The organism is Flavobacterium sp. GT3P67, assembly GCF_004349155.1.
Lineage (GTDB): Bacteria > Bacteroidota > Bacteroidia > Flavobacteriales > Flavobacteriaceae > Flavobacterium > Flavobacterium ranwuense.
Genome location: NZ_SMLF01000001.1, coordinates 417,855 through 436,973, shown reverse-complemented (window position 1 = coordinate 436,973; position 19,119 = coordinate 417,855). Strand labels below are relative to the sequence as shown.

Here is a 19,119-nt window from a genome sequence, read left to right as displayed (position 1 = left end):
ATTTAGGCTACATCATTCCCCATGCTTTCTGTCCAAATGGCAAACCAATCTTCTTTGTCTAATTCTAATTCGACAGCTTTCATCAACGATTGAATTCGGGCTACATTTACCGTTCCTGCAATAGGAATCACTTTAGCAGGATGTTTCAGAATCCAGGAAAGTAAAATCGAATCCGATCCCAAATGGTATTTTGAAACTAAGGTCGCCAGTAATTTTTTCAATCGTCTGGTTTGTGGAATGTCTTCTCTAAAAATGATTCCTAGCGGATTCCAAGACATAGGGCGAATGCTGTTGGCTTGCATATAATCAAAACTTCCGTCCACCATTGGGTCGAAATTAGTTGCCGAAAATTGCACTTGATTGTATAAAATTTCTGTTTTTTGACGAATCAATTCGGTTTGTGTGGCCGTGAAATTAGAAAGCCCAAAATCAATAATTTTCCCCTCTGATTTTAGTTTCAATACCGCTTCAGCAATTTCATCCGCTTGCATCAAAGGACTTGGTCTGTGTAATAAAAACACATCCAGATAATCAGTTTGCAGATTTTTTAAGGAGTTTTCAACGGACCAGACAATATAATCTTTCGAATATTCATAATGTTTTATAGTGTTGATGCGGTTTTCAGTTACCATTTGAATACCGCATTTGGATATCAATTGCATTTTTTCTCTGGCAATTTTACTCGATGCAAAGGCTTTTCCAAAATCAGATTCGGTGGTATAATCACCATATATATCGGCATGATCGAAAGTAGTAATTTTATTTTCTAAACAGACATTAATCATGTTTTCCATTTCTTTGGTATTGAGATTTTTATCCCAAATTCCCCAATTCATGACACCCGCTACAATTGGTGATAATTTTGTTTTACTCATGGTTTTTATTTTTTATTGAAATTCGTAATTCTTCTATTTCAAAGTAGATTTTTCAAAGTTCTTAAAAATATAAAAATTGTATCATAATTCATCCTTAAAATTAGCACTTTTATCGAAGTTTTAACCATTTTTTAACATCTTACTTCTAAAAAAAAATTCAATTTGCACCATCAAAACGAAGGCATTAAACTCAAGGTTTTAAAAATAATAAAATGGAAGAAAATACAGCGACTTTAGACATCAGAGCAATCAATGAAAAAATTGAAAGAGAGAGTGCTTTTATAGACCTTCTCACGATGGAAATGAACAAGGTTATTGTGGGTCAAAAGCACATGGTGGAGCGTTTGTTAATTGGACTTTTGGGTCAGGGACATATTTTGTTAGAGGGAGTTCCCGGATTAGCAAAAACATTAGCGATAAACACACTCTCACAAGCGGTACACGGATCTTTCAGCAGAATACAATTTACCCCTGATTTATTGCCTGCCGATGTTGTGGGAACTATGATTTATAACATCAAGCAAAATGAATTTTCGATAAAAAAAGGACCAATTTTCGCTAATTTCGTCCTTGCCGATGAGATTAACCGTGCGCCTGCCAAAGTACAATCGGCATTGTTAGAAGCGATGCAGGAAAAGCAAGTGACTATTGGCGATACTACTTTTAAGTTAGACCGACCGTTTTTAGTTTTAGCTACACAAAACCCAATTGAGCAAGAAGGAACGTATCAATTGCCTGAGGCACAAGTCGATCGTTTTATGTTGAAAACGGTTATTGATTATCCAAAAATGGAAGACGAGCGTTTAGTGATTCGTCAGAACCTAAAAGGAAGTTATGAAAAAGTAAATCCTGTAGTTTCAGTAGAACAAATTTTACGCGCTCAAGAAGCAGTTCGTGAGGTTTACATGGATGAAAAAATAGAAAAATACATACTTGATATCATTTTTGCCACGCGTTACCCAGAGAAATACAAATTGGCTGATTTGAAACCATTAATCAGTTTTGGAGCGTCGCCGCGTGGAAGTATCAATTTGGCGAATGCTGCAAAATGTTACGCATTTATCAAACGTCGCGGCTATGTAATTCCGGAAGATGTTCGTGCGGTAGTTCATGATGTTTTGCGTCACAGAATAGGAGTTACCTATGAAGCGGAAGCCGAAAATATTACTTCAGTGGACATCATTAACAAAATTGTAAACGAAGTAGAAGTACCCTAAAAGTGAATAGTAATAAGTGAATAGTAATTAAGCCTTGGTTGGTTACTATTCACTGTTCACTAATTACTAATTACTAAAGAAATGGATACAAAAGACCTCTTAAAAAAAGTACGAAAAATAGAAATCAAAACCCGAAGATTGAGCGATCATATCTTTTCGGGAGAGTATCATACGTCTTTCAAAGGGCGTGGAATGACGTTCAGCGAAGTGCGTCAATACCAATATGGAGATGATATTCGTGCGATTGATTGGAATGTAACCGCACGGTACAATGAAGCGCACGTAAAAGTTTTTGAGGAAGAAAGGGAATTGACCATGATGTTGATGGTTGATATTTCGGGTTCAGAAAGTTTTGGTTCTAAAAATCAATTCAAAAAGGATATTGTTACGGAGATTGCTGCAACGATGGCTTTTTCGGCTACTCAAAACAACGATAAAATAGGTTTGATTTTGTTTTCAGATGAAATTGAATTGTATATTCCGCCAAAAAAAGGGAGGTCGCATGTGTTGCGAATCATTCGGGAATTAATAGAATTCCACCCTAAAAGCCGTAAGACGGATGTTGCCCAAGCTTTGAAATTTTTATCGGGAACCCAAAAAAAGAAAGCGATTGTGTTTGTAATTTCTGACTTCATGTCGGAAGATTACGAACAAACATTAAAAATAGCATCTAAAAAACACGATATAACAGGGATTCGCGTGTACGACATTCGAGAAGAAAAAATGCCGGATTTAGGTATGGTTTCTATGCTTGATGCCGAAACCGGCGCAATCGAACTGATAAATACCGGTTCGAAATCAGTACGAATGAATTATGAAAAACAGTACCACGATAAAGTAAACTATTTTAAAGAAACATTCAGCAAATCAGGTTCAGGTGTTGTAAACACTAGAGTTGACGAAAGTTATGTGACAAAATTGCTGAGTTACTTTAAATCGAGATAAGGGTTCAATAATAAAAGATGAAAAAACAATTATACCTACTACTATTGCTGCTTTCTACGGCTGTTTTTGCACAACAAAAGCAAGTAGTCACAAGTATTGACACGATTAAAAATAAAATTGGTGCCGAATTTAAACTGTCTATAAAAACTACTGTTGATACTTCATCTAAAGTGATTTTTCCAAAACTAAAAAACGTTGGAGCTTTAGAGGTGATTCAGTCGTATCCTATTGATACTGTAAAAATGGACGGCCGTTATGAATTAATCAAAAAATACGGTTTAACTCAATTTGATTCCGGTAGATATGTTATTCCGAGTATAAAGATTTTTATCGACAGCAAACAGTTTCTGACGGATTCGCTTTTGGTTGAAGTGGCGAATGTTCAAGTGGATACTTTAAAACAAAAAATGTTCGACATTAAGGAAATTGCTCCAGCGGATAATCCAATAGGAGACTGGTGGAAATACCTGTTGATTGTTGCTTTAATTGTTGGAATTGGAGCTTTCATTTATTGGTTCATTAAAAAGCGTCAAGAAAAGAAATTACTCGAAGAAATTTATAAAACTCCAATCGAGAAAGCGACCGGTTTGCTGGATACTTTAGAGAAAAAAGAACTTTGGCAAAAAGGAGAAGTCAAAGCGTATTATAGTGAATTGACGGATATCGCCAGAAATTATATTGAAGAAGCGATAGAAATTCCAGCAATGGAAAGCACTACTTCGGAATTGATTCAAGGACTTAGAGCGGCTTCTGTCAAAAAGAAAATGACGCTTTCGCAGGAAATAATCGAAAATCTGGAACGTGTTTTGAAACAAGCCGATTTAGTAAAATTTGCCAAGTCAAAACCATTGGATTTTGAAATCACGGAAGACCGAAATAAGATTCAAAAAGCAATTCTGACATTAGACAATTCTATTCCTGTGGAAGTACCAATAGAAGAAGATGTGTTGTTGAATGAAGCACAAAGACAAAAACAGCTACAAATTCAATTGCGAAAGCAAAGAAATAAGCGTATTGTTACTGCCGTAGTATCAGTTGTGTTTTTATTGGCAGCAACCACTACTTTTTTCATTGTAACCAAAGGGTTTAGTTATGTAAAAGACAATATAATTGGTCACCCTACCAAAGAATTATTGGGAGGAGAATGGGTGAAAAGTGATTACGGAAATCCAGGAGTTATTATAGAAACGCCAAGAGTGCTTAAGAGAGTAGACCTGACAAAAACACTTCCTAAAGATGGAATGGCTTTGATCAAAGAAATGCAGTCTTTTGCGTATGGAAGTGCTTTAGATCCTTTTTATCTAATGGTTTCGACTTTAAAATTTAAACAAGAGACACAAATAGATTTGACTAAATCAATGGATGGTATATTGCAATCAATGGAAGCTCAAGGCGCCCAGAATATGATTGTCAAACAAGAAGAGTTTGAAACTAAAGAAGGTGTTAAAGGAATTAAAGCCTATGGTACTTTTTCGCAAATTGATGGTGACAATAAGTCAAGTGCAAAAATGTATTATGAAGCATTACTGTTTAGTCAAGAAGGTGGATTACAACAGATTTTACTTTTTCATGAAGAAGGTGATGCCTATGCAAATGAAATATCAGAACGAGTTTTGAACTCTGTCGAATTAAAACAAGCAAGTAAATAATGACTAAAGTAACTTTTTTAAACCCAGAGTTTTTTTGGTTGTTTCTTCTTATTCCAGTAGCGATTGTATGGTTGTTACGGAAAAAGAACCATCAATCAGCCACATTAAAAATAAGTTCGTTACAAGGATTTAAAGGTTCTAATTCCTATTTGAGAAAGCTAAAGCCGATGTTGAATGTGCTTAGAATCCTGGCTTTGTGCTCTTTGATTGTAGCTATGGCAAGACCGAGAACAGTTGATGTAAGTAATAAAACAAAAACTACGAAAGGAATTGATATTGTTATGGCAATAGACGTTTCAGGAAGTATGCTTGCCAAAGATTTGAAACCAGATCGAATGCAAGCACTCAAAAAGCTAGCGGCTGATTTTGTTGAGGAAAGACCAAACGATAGGATCGGGCTTGTGGTTTATGCCTCGGAAGCGTACACAAAAACACCGGTGACTAGCGATAAAGCTGTTATTCTGGATGCGATCAGAAGTATAAAATACGATAATGTTTTAGTAGACGGAACTGGGATAGGAATGGGATTGGCTACCGCTGTAAATAGACTAAAAGACAGTAAAGCGAAGAGCAAAGTGGTTATTCTGATGACTGACGGTGTTAATAATGCTGGATTCATTGAGCCAGATACGGCTTCTGATATTGCAAAAGAATATGGAATAAAAGTATATACAATAGGAATAGGAACAAACGGAATGGCTATGTTTCCCTATGCTATTGCGCCAAATGGAAAATTTCTTTTTCAAATGATGAAGGTTGAAATTGATGAGCAAATGATGAAAAAAATTGCTAATAATACTGGTGGAAAATATTTTAGAGCAACGAGCAACAGCAAGTTAGCCGAAATTTATACTACAATAAATAAGTTAGAAACTACCGAAATTGAAGAACTAAAATTTTATGATTATGATGAGAAATTCAGACCTTTTGTATGGTTTGCCGGTTTTTTATTGTTGTTTGAATTAGGATTGCGAAATACGGTTTTTAAAAGCTTTATTTAGAGTCCCCACCCCAGGCCTCCTCCGAAGGGAAGGGAGCCGGAACTGGAACATTGGAATTGAAATCACCAAGTTTAGAATTTAGATTTAGAATAAAAATCTAAAATCAAAATTCAGAAATCTAAAATTAAAAATGGAATTAGACGAAAAAAAATATTTATACCTCCTTTTTATATTGCCTCTTTTGGTGTTGGTTTTTTTCGCCAATTTATATTGGAAAAGAAAGAAACAGCGTGAATTTGGGGATTTGGAGATGGTAAAAAGACTGAGCCCGGAAAGTTCGGTTTTTAAACCAGTTTTGAAATTAGGAGTGTTGCTTTTGGCATTGACGGGGTTAATTCTTGGATTGGTAAATCCAAAAATTGGTACTAAAATGGAAACCGTTAAAAGAGAAGGGATCGACATTGTTTTTGCAGTGGATGTGTCAAAAAGTATGCTTGCCGAAGATGTAGCGCCAAATCGTCTGGACAAAAGCAAGCAAATTGTTTCGCAAATTATCAATCAATTGGGAAGCGATAGAATAGGAATTGTGGCGTATGCCGGAAGCGCTTTCCCCGTATTGCCTATTACTACGGATTATAGTGTTGCAAAAATGTTTTTGCAAAGTATGAATACAGATATGGTTTCCTCTGTAGGGACGTCATTCAACGAGGCAATCAAATTATCCACGACTTATTTTGACGACAAAAAAACCAGCAAGTTATTGATTATGATTTCTGATGGTGAAGACCATAACGAAGGTGCAGAAGAAGCAGCGGAAGAGGCTAATAAGCTTGGAATTAAAATCATTACAATTGGTGTTGGAACTGAAAAAGGAGGTACGATTCCATTGAGAAAAAATGGAATTATTGAAGGTTTCAAAAGAGATAATAACAATGAAGTAGTTATAACGAAATTGGTTCCAGAAAGCCTGACAGCGATTGCCAAAGCAACGAAAGGCGGTTATGTAAACGGAAATAACACTAAAGAAGTGCTTGAATATATTAAGAATGCACTGAATAATATTCAAAAAACAGAATTTGAAGCGACAGAAATGGCTGATTTTCAATCGCAATTTCAATGGTTTTTAGGTTTTGCGTTTGTTTTTTTATTTCTAGATATTTTCCTTTTGGAAAGAAAAACAAGTTGGGTAAACAAGTTGAATTTATTTAACGAGAATAAAAAAGTATAAAGAGTAAAGTATCGCGTTGCGCTCCATTATTGGAACAAAAATACTCGACATACTTTGACACTTACATTTAAAAATACAATGAAGAACATAATTTTATACCTGTTATTACTTTTTTCTTTTGTTGCAAATGCACAACAGAAAGATAGAATATTGCCCAAAGCGAACGAGGAATATGCCGAAAATAAATTTGTTGATGCCGAAGCTAATTATAGAATTTCGGATTCAAAATTTCCAAATAAAGCGAATGCACCTTTCAATCTTGGAAACACTATTTATAAGCAAAAACAATCTTCGGAAGCAAAATTTGCGTATGCTAAATCGTTAAAAAATTCAAAAACAAGACCACAAAAACACAGAGCTTTTCATAATTTAGGAAATGTTTTTATGAATGAAAAGGATTATACGCAAGCGGTTGAGGCTTACAAAAACGCCTTGAGAAACGCCCCGACAGATGAGGAAACGCGTTATAATTATGCTTTGGCAAAAAAAATGCTGAAAGAAAATCCTCCAAAGGATGATAATAAAAAAGACGATAAAAAGAGCGATAAAGACAAGAAGGACGATAAGAAAGACGGGGAAAAAGATAAAAAGGACAATAAGGATAAAGAAAAGAAAGACGATAAGGGAGATAAAGACAAACAAAATAAAGATCCTAAACCTAATGAAAATGGAGAACCAAAACCAGCTCCAGGAGGAATTTCTAAAGAACGTTTAGAAAACCTATTGAATGCGGTGAATAAAGAAGAAAAGAAGGTACAGGATAAAGTAAATGCCAAAAAAGTGCAAGGAAAACCAGTTAAGACGGAGAAAGATTGGTAGTTCAATTAGATAATTTGAAAATGAAAAGATTTATAGCAGTACTTGTTTTAATGGTGTGCAATTTGCTTAGCGCTCAAGTGCAATTTGAGGCTAGAGTGAGTAAAGCTACGCTAGGAATAAACGAGAGACTTCGTATCGATTTTATGATGAATGTAGATGGAGATAATTTTGTCCAACCCTCTTTTGAAGGATTTAGAATTATTGCCGGACCAAGTCAGCAAGTCAGTCAGTCTTGGGTGAACGGAAGAAGTTCTTTTGAGAAAATATATTCTTATTTTCTTTTGCCAAATCAAAAAGGGACATTAGTTATCAAGCAAGCCGCAATCGAATACAACGGGCAAATTTATAAAACATCGTCGATAAAAATAAATGTTACCGCAGCAACGGAACAGCCTAGAGATCCAAACGACACCAGTGTTTCAGCGGATGGGAATCTCTATTTAGTTGCTGATATTTCTAAAACAAATCCATATATAAACGAGCCAATTACGGTAGTTTATAAATTGTATTTTAACAATATCGGAATCACAAATTCTAACGAAGTTAGTAAGCCAAAATACAATGATTTCTGGAGTCAGAACATTGATATAAAACAGTTTGTTGCTGAAGAAGGCATGTTCAAAGGGGAAAAATACCGTTTTATTGTGCTCAAAAAAATAGTTTTGTATCCTCAAAAATCAGGAAAGCTGGTTATTGAACCGTTGTCATTAGACATTGATGTTCAATTACCGTCGAATCGCAGGGATATGTTTGGTCGAATGGTTGTCACCGAAGCGACTAAGAGAGTTTCCGCAGGAGCTAAAACCATAAATGTTAAGCCACTTCCTGAGGCTGGAAAACCGGAAGACTTCTCGGGTGCTGTTGGAAATTTTGATTTCAAAGTAAGACCAACAAAAACCGATTTAAAAAACGGAGAAAGCCTGGATTTAGTGGTAAGTGTAACCGGAAAAGGGAATCTGAAATTATTTAGTTTACCAAAACCGATAGCTCCAAATGCGCTGGAAATGTATGAAGCCGTTCATAGCGAACAGGTCAACACGCCTCTTTCTGGAATGGCCGGAAAGATTTCAGACAGTTATACAATCGTTCCGCAGTACAAAGGAAATTACCCGATAAAACCATTAAAATTTACCTATTTTGATTTGGGTTCAGGAACCTATAAAACGCTAAGTTCTCCAGAGATCATGATTAATGTTCTTGATGGTCCTTCGCCTACTGATGCAACGGCAGCTTCCGGTGCTGATGCAAACAAGAATAAAACAGACAACGTTGAGCAATTCAAATTCATAAAGTTAAAAAGCAATCTTTTGACGATGAATAAGAAAGATTTCTTTGGGTCTAATTTGTTTTACGGATTGTTCTTTTTTCCATTTTTAATGCTGCCTTTAATTGTATTATTCAAAAAGAAAAAAGAAGCAATAGATAGTGATACTGCCGGAAACAGAATACGAATGAATAATAGATTGGCAAAGAAATATTTATCGGAAGCTAAGAAACAAATCAACAACAAAGAACTGTTTTATATTGCGCTGGAGAAAGCGATGCACAATTTCTTGAAAGCTAAATTACATATTGAGACTTCTGAAATGAGTAAGGATAATATTCAAGAATTGTTGTTGTCAAGAAATGCTAATCCTGACGCGGTGAATGATTTTATTGCGCTTACGGAGAATTGTGAAGTGGCACGATATGCGCCATCATCAAGTGTGGCTATTCAACAGGATTTTGACAAAGCCGTTTTGATTATTTCAGACTTAGAAAAACAAATTGCTTAACCAACGATGTCATTGCGAGGAACGAGGCAATCTCACTTTGATTTTCGAGAATAGTCAATCGACAACTTATAACATTAAAATGAAAAACATACTTTATATATTATTATTGACAACCCAAGTTTTCTTTGCCCAAAGTGGCTTTGAAAAAGGAAACGAGTATTATCAAAAAGGGAAATATAATGAAGCGGTTACTGCTTATGAGAGTGTTTTGACAGAAAGCAAACACTCTTCTGAGTTGTATTTTAATTTAGGAAATGCGTATTATAAGTTGAATAAAGTAGCACCTTCTATTTACAATTATGAAAAAGCATTGGTGTTGAATCCAAATAACACCGATGCGATTAACAACTTGAAATTTGCTCAAAAACGAACTATCGATGAAATTAAAATAATTCCAAAAGTAGGTTTTGCAAAGCTGATTCGGGATTTTACGGGAATCTATCATTACAATACGTGGGCGTGGATTTCTGTTGGACTAGCAATGGCGTTCTTGTTGTTTTTTGTCGGGTATTATTTTTCACAAATTACACTTTCAAAAAGGATTTTCTTTTTTGGAATGTTTGTACTTTTTTTTCTAATTCTAATCAGTGTTTCATCAACAATTTTTGAAAAAAGTCATTTTGACACTGAAAAACCGGCTATTGTTTTTGCCGAAATGGCCAATGTAAAGAGCGAACCCAGAAATGGTGGTCAGCCAATATCTGTGCTCCACGAAGGAACAAAAGTTTATGTGGAGGAAATCATAGGGAAATGGAAAAAAGTACAACTAACGGATGGAACAGAAGGCTGGATTGAAAGCAGTGCAATTAAGGAAGTGAAATAGAGTTTGAATACTTAACACTGGAAACTAATTATTTTTTCTTCAAGCTATCATACCAGTTTTCTATCGAAGGGTACATGAATCCTGCTGTTTTTTGGATTGGATTATAAAAAAGAGAATTGTCTAACGTTTCTTTTTTGGCGATAAAATTATGATAGTTTATTTTTTCGAAAACCTTGAAAACAATTCCGATTATTAAAATTGTTTTTAGCACCCTGAAGAAACCACCGCCTAGTTTATTCAACCATCCTAAAAAGGCAAAATCAGCTACTCCAGTAAGGAATTTACCCAAAAGTGATATTCCGATTACTACCAATATAAATGTGAGTACAAAAGCAATTACTTGGATTGTATTGGGATTCCATTTGACAAATCCGGCTAAAATTTCTTTGATAAATGATGAAAATTTTATGGCAAAATAAATTCCGGCCAATAGCGAAACCAAAGAAGCTAATTCTACAAAAAGACCATTTCTAATGCCTTTATACAAAGCAAAAGCTAGCAATACACCCAAAATAATATCCAAAAATCCCATGACTTTTAATTAAGAAAAATAAAGTGCAAATATAAAAGAATTGTTATGCCGTTTAACATTAGAATTTACTGTAGGAGAAAATAGAGTTTTTTTTCATTATTCAAAAAAGAAAAATTTAGCATAGCTTGGCTAAGGTTTATTTTTATTTTGAAGAAGAAAGGGAAAAAGAATGTTTTATTCCATTAAATTCTAGTGTTAAAGGGTATCAGTTATCAATTGCCAATTTTCAAGTTCTTATATTTGCCGAAATAATTTGATTACAATTTTTGAAAATCTACAATCAAAAATCGTTAATCTACAATCATAAATCAATATGTCAAGAGACACACAACTTAAAGAACGCTGGGAACAGCTTGTAAATATACTTTCCAATCAATTTTCTCAAGGCGAGGATTTAGATCTCGACGCTATTATTTATTTAATTGGCGTACAAGAACTCGGAAAAGTACATAGTGAATACAAAAAAGACGAAAAATTAAACCTGATGCACATCGCCATTTGCCGTTTATTGGAACCTTACGGGTTTTATGAATTCGAATTTTTTGATGAAGAAGGCTGGCCACATTACAAAGTAAAAGAGGAATTACCACCGCTAAAAGCAGGAGAGCAATCGGTTTTAATGAAAGAAGCCATTGTGAATTATTTCTTGGAAAGAGAACTTATTTCCTAGTGATCAGTGTTCAGTCACGGTTCTCAACCCACAATATTGAAAACTGAGACTGAGACTGTATCCTTTTTACCTAAAAATTTACTAAATTTGCACTCTCAATTATTGAATGAAAATGATAGACAAGATAAAAGAATATATTGGTGAAGCACAAGCTTTTTCAACGCAAGACACAGCTGAATTAGAGACATTCCGAATTAAATTTCTTGGAAGCAAAGGACTTTTAAAAGACCTTTTCGCTGAATTCAAAAACGTTCCCAACGACCAAAAAAAGGAATTCGGACAAGTAATTAATTTGCTTAAAACGTCTGCCGAAGACAAAGTAAAAACTATACAGGAAGCTTTAGAAAGTAAAGAAGAAGTTAAAGGCTTTTATGGTGATTTGACGCGTTCGGCTGAACCAATAACTATTGGCTCTCGTCACCCTATTTCATTGGTAAAAAACCAAATTATAGACATCTTTTCAAACATTGGTTTCAACGTTTCTGAAGGTCCAGAAATTGAAGATGACTGGCACAATTTCACCGCATTAAACTTACCGGAATACCATCCGGCGCGTGACATGCAAGACACGTTTTTCATTCAAACAAATCCTGATATTTTGTTGCGCACGCACACATCATCGGTGCAAGTGCGTTACATGGAGGAAAATAAACCGCCAATTCGTACTATTTCTCCGGGAAGAGTATTCCGTAACGAGGCTGTTTCGTCCCGTTCACACTGTATTTTTCACCAAGTGGAAGGCTTGTATATTGACAAAGACGTTTCTTTTGCCGACTTAAAACAAACGCTTTTATATTTCACCAAAGAGATGTTCGGAAAATCAAAAATCCGTTTGCGTCCGTCCTATTTCCCGTTTACTGAGCCAAGCGCTGAGGTGGATATTTATTGGGGTCTTAAAACAGAAACCGATTATAGAATCACCAAAGGAACCGGTTGGTTGGAAATCATGGGTTGCGGAATGGTAGATCCAAACGTTTTGAAAAACTGTGGCATCAACCCTGATGAATACAACGGTTTTGCATTCGGGATGGGAATCGAAAGAATCGCCATGTTGTTGTATCAAATCGGTGATATCCGTATGTTCTACGAAAATGACGTTCATTTCTTGGAGCAATTCAAATCCTCAATTTAGTCAAAAGTTATAAAGTCTTAAAGTCGAAAGAAATACCTGTTTCAGATTTTCACTCGACTTTACGACTTTACGACCTTAGACATTACGACTGACTTATGAAAAAAGACATCATTATCCCCGAAGTAGAAAACGTTTTTCTTGCTGTAGTTCAAGAATGGAGTGACGATTTCATGGAAAAAGTGTGGTATGCTTATTTAGTAAATGATAGCGATTACTTAATTGAAAGTGTTATGGTAGTTTCCAAAGCTTTTGGAACTATTGACGGCGAAATGAAAAAAACCTCTCTTTTACGTCATGCTTTTGTAGAAGTGCCACCGGTTTCAGTGGTAAAAATCGAAATGATCGAAAAAAGTGTATTGGCGCTCAACAATGAGTTCATGCTAACGTTTTTTATTGGAGACAAATTATACGATAAAAAGTTCATTTTCAAAGCACATTCGATCCATGAGGATTTCGTTGAAGAAGTGCCTATTCTATTTGTTGACGGCGTTATCGTGAGATAGTTTCGTATTATTCTGGCGTTTGACTTTTTTCGTCCAATTCGAATATCCAACAATAAATATTCCCGCCAAAATAAAATAAAGCGTTCGGAGTAGCTTTTCTTTGGACAAAAAAGCATCTTTAAAAGGCATTTCGAATACGTCAAAAACGGCTATGCAAGAGGAGGTAATTAATCCCAAATCATCCCATTTTTAATCTGGAATTTCCATCTTTCACTCATGAAAATCATTTAGCGGCTTGTTGTTTAACTTTGGATTTCCAGGTGAAATAGCCTAAAACAAATATCCCTACAATGATATAAGCACCTGCGCGAATATAAAAATTAGGTGTAGCAACCTGTTCTGAAAAAGGAATTTCTTTAATGTCGAATAATACATTGAAAACCGTCATAAATAGACCCCAAATTCCACCAGTTTTAATCTGGTATTTCCATCTTTCGCTCATGAAGTGATTGGTTTTGATTATTAAATCTGTAGCTGAATTAATCCAGTTTATCGGTAAGTTTCTTAAACACGGCTTTAGCGTCCTGTCCTTCGTATAAAATACTGTAAACAGCATCTATAATTGGTGTTTTGGCACCGTAAGCCTGATTGAGTTTATAGGCACTTTTTACGGCATAATATCCTTCGGCAACCATACTCATTTCCATCATTGCTGATTTAACCGTATAGCCTTTGCCAATCATATTTCCGAACATTCTATTTCTTGAGAATATAGAATAACCGGTAACCAATAAATCGCCTAAATAAGCTGAATCATTGATATTGCGTTTCATTTTATGGACTTTCTTAATGAATTTTTTCATCTCCCGAATTCCATTACTCATCAATACGGACTGGAAATTATCACCATAACCCAAACCATGTGCAATTCCTGCTGCAATGGCATAAATGTTTTTAAGCATGGCTGCATATTCTGTTCCTATGATGTCATCTGTGATTTTAGTTTTGATATAATTTCCAGATAAATTTTTAGCAATAACCTTGGCTTTATCAGGATCACCACACGCAATGGTAAGGTAAGAAAGGCGCTCCATCGCTACTTCTTCTGCGTGACAAGGACCAGTAATTACACCTATATTATAATAAGGAATATCATATTTCACATGGAAATGTTCTCCTACAATTAAACTCGTTTCCGGAACAATTCCTTTAATCGCTGAAAAAATAATTTTATCTTTCAATGAAACTGTTAATTTTTCTAATTCACCATCCAAAAAAGCAGATGGAATAGCAAATATGATGTAATCAGCGTAGGCTACGGCTTCATTGATATCGTTGGTTAGTTTGAGTTTATTGATGTCGAATTCTACAGAGCTCAAATAATTTGGATTGTGTTTGTGCGTTTTAATGTGCTCTATAGCAGCTTCATTACGCATATACCATGAAATTTCTGTAAGATTTACACATAACATTTTTGCTATCGCTGTCGCCCAACTTCCACCACCTATTACTGCGAATTTTATATTTTCAGCCATTTTTTTATTGAATTTAATCAAAAGTACTTAAAAAAGTACTGATTATACAAATAAAATAAGAACAAGAAGGCTGGTTTTTAAGTGTATTGAAAATACTGCAATTATAACGGGTAAAAAATAATTTTATTTTTTTTATTTTTTAACACAATATAAGTATTACTATTTCGTTCTTGTTGTTTATTGTTTAATAATTTAACAAAATAATGCGAATTGAGTTAGTTAGTTGTAATTTAGAATTTTAAAAGGCGTTCCTAAAAAATGAGAACGCCTTTTATTTAATACAGACTCTATCTGTATGAGGATTACTTGAATTAATAACTCATTTCAACAATCGATTTTACCTTTTCTAAAGTTATGTTTTGTTTTTCTCCTAATCCCAACCAACCTCTTTCTTCAAAACGATTTACAATAAAATCTGCCGTTTTATCAAACTCTTTAGTGTAATCGGATAATTTAGTTTCCATTCCCATAGTATGGAAAAATTCGACTGTTTTGTTGATGGCTTCGTTTGCGATTTCGTCCTCAGTACCAGTCAAATTGAAAATACGTTTTCCGTATTGTGCCAATTTTCCCTTTTTAGTTTCAAACATCACTCGGTATAAATTTGGACCCACAACAGCCAAAGTTCTGGCGTGATCGATTCCGTACAAAGCCGTTAATTCATGTCCAATCATGTGCGTAGCCCAATCCGAAGGAACTCCTTTCTGGATTAACCCATTCAAAGCCATGGTACAACTCCACATAAAGTTAGAAGCCAAAGCATAATCAGTAGGTTTTTCAACAACATCAGGACCAACTTGAATCAAGGTTTGTAAAATACTTTCGGCAATTCTATCTTGAAGATACCCTTCGTGCGGATAGGTTAAATACTGTTCCAAAACATGGGTGTACGCATCTACAACTCCGTTTTGCAATTGTCTTTTTGGTAAAGATTCAATTACAGTTGGATCACAAATAGAAAATTTCGGGAATAAAGCGGAACCGCCAAATGATAATTTTTCTTGTGTAGATTCAATAGTAACAACTCCGCCAGAATTCATTTCACTCCCAGTTGCTGGTAACGTTAGAACAGTTCCAAAAGGAACAATTTTAGATAAATCTTTAGTCAAAACTCTTTTTTGAAGAATGTCAATTGGATTTCCGTCAAAATGAACGGCAGCCGAAATGAATTTTACCCCATCAATTACGGAACCTCCACCTACGGCAAGTATAAAATCTATTTTTTGTTCCTTGATCACTGCAACTGCTTTCATCAATGTTTCAAAATGTGGATTCGGTTCAATTCCTCCAAATTCCACGATTTCAAAACCTTTTAAAGTGTTGATTACTTGGTTATAGATTCCATTTTTGAAAATGCTTCCGCCACCATACGCCAGAAGAATTTTTGCTCCTTGTGGCACTAAAGAGGATAGTTTTTCAATTTGTCCTTTTCCAAAAATTAAATTAGTAGGATTGTATAATTCGAAATTTAACATGTTTTTATTTTTTTGAATTTAATTGGTTTAATAATTTTTCAGCAACTAATTTAGACGATGCTGGGTTTTGACCTGTAATCAATAATCCATCTTCCACGGCATAAGGATGCCAGTCTGCAGCTTTTGAATAAGTTGCACCATTGGCCTTTAAAGCATCTTCTAATAAAAATGGAACCACATCAGTTAAACCTACAGCGGCTTCTTCGGTATTAGAAAATCCGGTCACTTTTTTGCCTTTTACTAAAAATTCTCCATTTACTTTTACGCTTTTAAGAACCGCAGGTGCATGACAAACAAAAGCAACGGGTTTATTGTTCGTATAAAATGCCTCGATTAGGGCAATTGAAGTTGCATCAGTTGTCAAATCCCATAATGGACCGTGACCTCCCGGATAAAAAACCGCATCATAATCAGACTCTTTTGCATCTGCTAATTTTTTTGTGTTTTTCAGTTTTGCCAATAATTCGGTATCGCTATCGAATCTTTTGGTATCCTCCGTAGCTGCTGATGGATCTTCACTTTTTGGATCAATGGGAGGTTGTCCACCTAGCGGAGTAGCAACATCAATGGTAACTCCTTTATCCAATAATTCGTAATAAGGCGCGGCGAATTCTTCTGTCCAAAATCCTGTTTTTTCTCCTGTGTTACCTAATTTATCGTGACTGGTAACAACAAATAATACCTTTTTCATGCTTTTTTTATTTTGTGCAGTTGCTGTAACGCAACTTACGGTTAATGCTATAAGGGCAAATAATGCGATTTTCTTCATTTCTAATTTTGTTTGTACAAATTTAGGATGAATATGTTATTTGTAAAAATAATTTAAATTATGTTTGTGATAAATATATTTATATCATGGTCAATCTGGAATGGTACCGAACGTTTAAATCCGTATATAAAAATGGTAATTTTTCTTTGGCCGCCAAAGAATTATTTATCAGTCAACCAGCTGTGAGTCAGCAAATATCCATGTTGGAAGCGCACGTAGGGTATAAACTTTTCAATCGAAAGTCTAAAGGCGTAGAACCTACGGAATATGCTAAGTTACTCAATAATTTAATCATCGAGGCGTTAGACCGATTAGAAAATGTGGAGAATGGTTTTCGTGCCAAAGCGTTCAATGCGAATCGATTAATTTCAATTGGAATCTCAAAGCATTTGATGAGCAGTTTGGGAAGTGCCTTGGTTTCAAAATTTGAATTTATCGATTTTAGTTTTCATCATGACGATGTGCTTTTTGAATTGGTAGATTCTAAAAAATTAGATTTTGCAGTTGTCACCAAAAAATATGACACGTTTGACACCATTCAGAAAAAGGTCGGGGAAATTAAACAAGTGATTGTTGGCTCAAACACTATCGATGCTTCCGAATTAAAATCCAATATCAAAATAAAAGATTTCTCAGCAATCGAACATTGGTTGAACGACCAAAAATGGTACAGCCACAATGCGCAAATTCCGCATATTAAATTGTTCTGGTTGCATGTTTTTAATAAAAAAAGACCGTCGATGATTCCTAATTATATCATTCCATCCGAATATGAAATGCTGGAAATAATTTCGAAAAATACCGGAATCGCTGTAGTTTGGGATTGCAATGCGAAAAGTTTAATGCAAGAAAAAAAAATCCAATTGTTGTGGAATAGCACGCAAATGCCAAGTACAGACGTGTTTTTATTATCAGGTAAAAATGAAAATCTGAGTACTGTTTTTGAGAATATTGAAGTAGAATTGAAAAGAGTTATAGGGTAATTACTTCTTATAAAAGTTATTATGATCAATGTATTCCCAAACTTTTACCGGCAATAACGGCTGCACATTTTTTCCTTTTTTGATATTGTCCCGAATAAATGTCGATGATATTTCTACTACAGGAGCATCAATCATGTGAATTTTTGCGTGGTTTTTAAACATCTGGTTCTCTGCTTCGATTGAAATTCGAGGATACACATAAATCTCATGGTTTTCAAGAATTGCTTCGTAGTTTTTCCATTTGTGCAAAGACTTGAGATTGTCTTCGCCCATGATTAAGGAGAATTCGTAAGTCGGATATTTTTCCTGTAAGTGTACTAAAGTATTCACCGTATAATTGGGTTGTGACAATTTAAACTCAATATCCGAAGGTTTTATTTTTGGAAAATCTTCTGAGGCAAGATGTACCATTTGTAACCGATGGTAATCATCGAGCAAAGTACTTTTTTTCTTCAAAGGATTGTGTGGCGTAACCACCATCCAAACTTGGTCTAAATCGGCATGCTCCGCCATGTGATTGGCAATGATAAGATGCCCAACATGTATGGGATTAAACGTTCCAAAATACAGACCTATTTTCATTAATTTAATTTAAAGATTTAAAAATTAAATGATTTAAAGATTAGAAATAACTTTGAATTTTTCAATTCTTTAATTTTCAATCTTTTAATCCTTAACATAATTCTTTACCAATTGGTACGCTTCTTCCAAAGCAATATCTAAATCGTAATTTTTTATGATTACATCAAACTGTGGTGCTGTTGCCAATTCTACAGAGGCTTTGGCAATACGCATATTGATTTTGTCATCACTTTCGGTAGAGCGTTCCTTTAATCTTCTTTTTAGTTCATCCACGCTTGGTGGTTTCACGAAAACAGCTAAAGTTTCTTCCGGAAATTTATGTTTAATACGCAATCCACCAGAAACATCAATATCAAAAATTACATTTTTACCTTTGGCCCAAATACGTTCTACTTCACTTTTGAGGGTTCCGTAGAAATTATCGCGGTACACTTCTTCCCATTCCAGAAAGTCTTCGTTTTTGATGTGTTTTTTAAACTCTTCGGTAGACATGAAATAATAATCTTTTCCGTTTACTTCTTCACCTCTTGGTTCGCGGGAAGCTGCCGAAATCGAAAATTCAAGATTCAAATCTTCTTTGCTTAATAAATGTCTAACGATAGTAGTTTTTCCCGATCCTGATGGTGCTGAGAATACTATTAATTTTCCTCCTGTGCTCATGTTGTTGTTTAATTCTAGTCGCAAAAATGTTTCTATCTTTATGCATAAAGACGCGATTCATCGCGT

Annotated in this window: 20 protein-coding genes; 12 read left to right on the top strand and 8 right to left on the bottom strand. The window is 34.9% G+C overall.

What is annotated here, in order from left to right; genetic code table 11:
• Positions 1-2 precede the first annotated feature (2 nt).
• Complete coding sequence (locus E0H99_RS01870) at positions 3-875, bottom strand: aldo/keto reductase family oxidoreductase (protein ID WP_131990632.1); 873 nt, start codon at positions 873-875, stop codon at positions 3-5.
• Positions 876-1,087: 212 nt separating this feature from the next.
• Between E0H99_RS01870 and E0H99_RS01865 the strand changes: the two genes are divergently transcribed.
• From E0H99_RS01865 to E0H99_RS01830, 8 genes are all read left to right on the top strand, one after another.
• On the top strand, positions 1,088-2,092 hold the full coding sequence (locus tag E0H99_RS01865; RefSeq protein WP_131990630.1) for an AAA family ATPase: 1,005 nt from the start codon (positions 1,088-1,090) through the stop codon (positions 2,090-2,092).
• A gap of 81 nt (positions 2,093-2,173) precedes the next feature.
• Positions 2,174-3,037 (top strand): DUF58 domain-containing protein, encoded by an 864-nt coding sequence (locus E0H99_RS01860; RefSeq protein WP_131990628.1) that lies wholly within the window; start codon positions 2,174-2,176, stop codon positions 3,035-3,037.
• 17 nt (positions 3,038-3,054) lie between these two features.
• Positions 3,055-4,686, top strand: a complete 1,632-nt coding sequence (locus tag E0H99_RS01855; RefSeq protein WP_131990626.1) for a hypothetical protein — start codon at positions 3,055-3,057, stop codon at positions 4,684-4,686.
• Complete coding sequence (locus E0H99_RS01850) at positions 4,686-5,687, top strand: vWA domain-containing protein (protein ID WP_131990624.1); 1,002 nt, start codon at positions 4,686-4,688, stop codon at positions 5,685-5,687. Before E0H99_RS01855 ends, E0H99_RS01850 begins: the two co-directional genes overlap by 1 nt.
• 130 nt (positions 5,688-5,817) lie before the next feature.
• The gene (locus E0H99_RS01845) at positions 5,818-6,855 is read left to right on the top strand and encodes a VWA domain-containing protein (protein WP_131990622.1); all 1,038 of its coding nucleotides are present in this window, start codon (positions 5,818-5,820) and stop codon (positions 6,853-6,855) included.
• A 78-nt stretch (positions 6,856-6,933) separates the two neighbouring features.
• Entirely contained in the window at positions 6,934-7,674 is a 741-nt protein-coding gene (locus tag E0H99_RS01840) for a tetratricopeptide repeat protein (protein ID WP_131990620.1), read from the top strand.
• 20 nt (positions 7,675-7,694) lie between these two features.
• Complete coding sequence (locus E0H99_RS01835) at positions 7,695-9,449, top strand: BatD family protein (protein WP_131990618.1); 1,755 nt, start codon at positions 7,695-7,697, stop codon at positions 9,447-9,449.
• A gap of 79 nt (positions 9,450-9,528) precedes the next feature.
• A complete protein-coding gene (locus E0H99_RS01830; protein WP_131990616.1) occupies positions 9,529-10,272 on the top strand; it encodes a tetratricopeptide repeat protein in 744 nt (247 codons plus the stop codon).
• 28 nt (positions 10,273-10,300) lie between these two features.
• On the opposite strand, the gene E0H99_RS01825 is transcribed toward E0H99_RS01830, so the two are convergent.
• The gene (locus E0H99_RS01825; protein WP_131990614.1) at positions 10,301-10,804 is read right to left on the bottom strand and encodes a CvpA family protein; all 504 of its coding nucleotides are present in this window, start codon (positions 10,802-10,804) and stop codon (positions 10,301-10,303) included.
• A gap of 313 nt (positions 10,805-11,117) precedes the next feature.
• On the opposite strand from E0H99_RS01825, the gene E0H99_RS01820 reads away from it, so the two are divergent.
• The 3 genes from E0H99_RS01820 to E0H99_RS01810 all read left to right on the top strand — a co-directional run bounded on the left by E0H99_RS01820 (position 11,118) and on the right by E0H99_RS01810 (position 13,109).
• Positions 11,118-11,474, top strand: coding sequence for a hypothetical protein (locus E0H99_RS01820; protein ID WP_131990612.1), 357 nt, complete (start codon positions 11,118-11,120; stop codon positions 11,472-11,474).
• Positions 11,475-11,586: 112 nt separating this feature from the next.
• Positions 11,587-12,606: a phenylalanine--tRNA ligase subunit alpha gene (gene pheS, locus E0H99_RS01815; RefSeq protein WP_131990610.1), complete on the top strand. Its 1,020-nt coding sequence runs from the start codon at positions 11,587-11,589 to the stop codon at positions 12,604-12,606.
• A gap of 95 nt (positions 12,607-12,701) precedes the next feature.
• Positions 12,702-13,109 carry a hypothetical protein gene (locus E0H99_RS01810; RefSeq protein ID WP_131990608.1) on the top strand — a complete coding sequence of 136 codons (408 nt, stop codon included), beginning with the start codon at positions 12,702-12,704 and terminating at the stop codon, positions 13,107-13,109.
• Positions 13,110-13,332: 223 nt separating this feature from the next.
• Here the strand turns inward: E0H99_RS01810 and E0H99_RS01805 are convergent, their stop codons facing one another.
• The 4 genes from E0H99_RS01805 to E0H99_RS01790 form a co-directional block, all read right to left on the bottom strand.
• Positions 13,333-13,551 carry a hypothetical protein gene (locus E0H99_RS01805; RefSeq protein ID WP_131990606.1) on the bottom strand — a complete coding sequence of 73 codons (219 nt, stop codon included), beginning with the start codon at positions 13,549-13,551 and terminating at the stop codon, positions 13,333-13,335.
• 37 nt (positions 13,552-13,588) lie between these two features.
• Positions 13,589-14,584 (bottom strand): NAD(P)H-dependent glycerol-3-phosphate dehydrogenase, encoded by a 996-nt coding sequence (locus E0H99_RS01800; RefSeq protein ID WP_131990604.1) that lies wholly within the window; start codon positions 14,582-14,584, stop codon positions 13,589-13,591.
• A gap of 311 nt (positions 14,585-14,895) precedes the next feature.
• Positions 14,896-16,059 carry an iron-containing alcohol dehydrogenase gene (locus tag E0H99_RS01795; RefSeq protein ID WP_131990602.1) on the bottom strand — a complete coding sequence of 388 codons (1,164 nt, stop codon included), beginning with the start codon at positions 16,057-16,059 and terminating at the stop codon, positions 14,896-14,898.
• A gap of 4 nt (positions 16,060-16,063) precedes the next feature.
• Positions 16,064-16,828, bottom strand: coding sequence for a type 1 glutamine amidotransferase domain-containing protein (locus tag E0H99_RS01790; protein WP_165930169.1), 765 nt, complete (start codon positions 16,826-16,828; stop codon positions 16,064-16,066).
• A gap of 86 nt (positions 16,829-16,914) precedes the next feature.
• Here E0H99_RS01790 and E0H99_RS01785 point away from each other — a divergent pair, with 86 nt between their 5' ends.
• Complete coding sequence (locus tag E0H99_RS01785; protein WP_131990600.1) at positions 16,915-17,811, top strand: LysR family transcriptional regulator; 897 nt, start codon at positions 16,915-16,917, stop codon at positions 17,809-17,811.
• On the opposite strand, the gene nadD is transcribed toward E0H99_RS01785, so the two are convergent.
• Together nadD and gmk are read right to left on the bottom strand one after the other, a co-directional pair.
• Positions 17,812-18,393: a nicotinate (nicotinamide) nucleotide adenylyltransferase gene (gene nadD / locus E0H99_RS01780; RefSeq protein ID WP_131990598.1), complete on the bottom strand. Its 582-nt coding sequence runs from the start codon at positions 18,391-18,393 to the stop codon at positions 17,812-17,814.
• A gap of 84 nt (positions 18,394-18,477) precedes the next feature.
• Complete coding sequence (gene gmk, locus E0H99_RS01775) at positions 18,478-19,053, bottom strand: guanylate kinase (RefSeq protein ID WP_131990596.1); 576 nt, start codon at positions 19,051-19,053, stop codon at positions 18,478-18,480.
• Positions 19,054-19,119 lie beyond the last annotated feature (66 nt).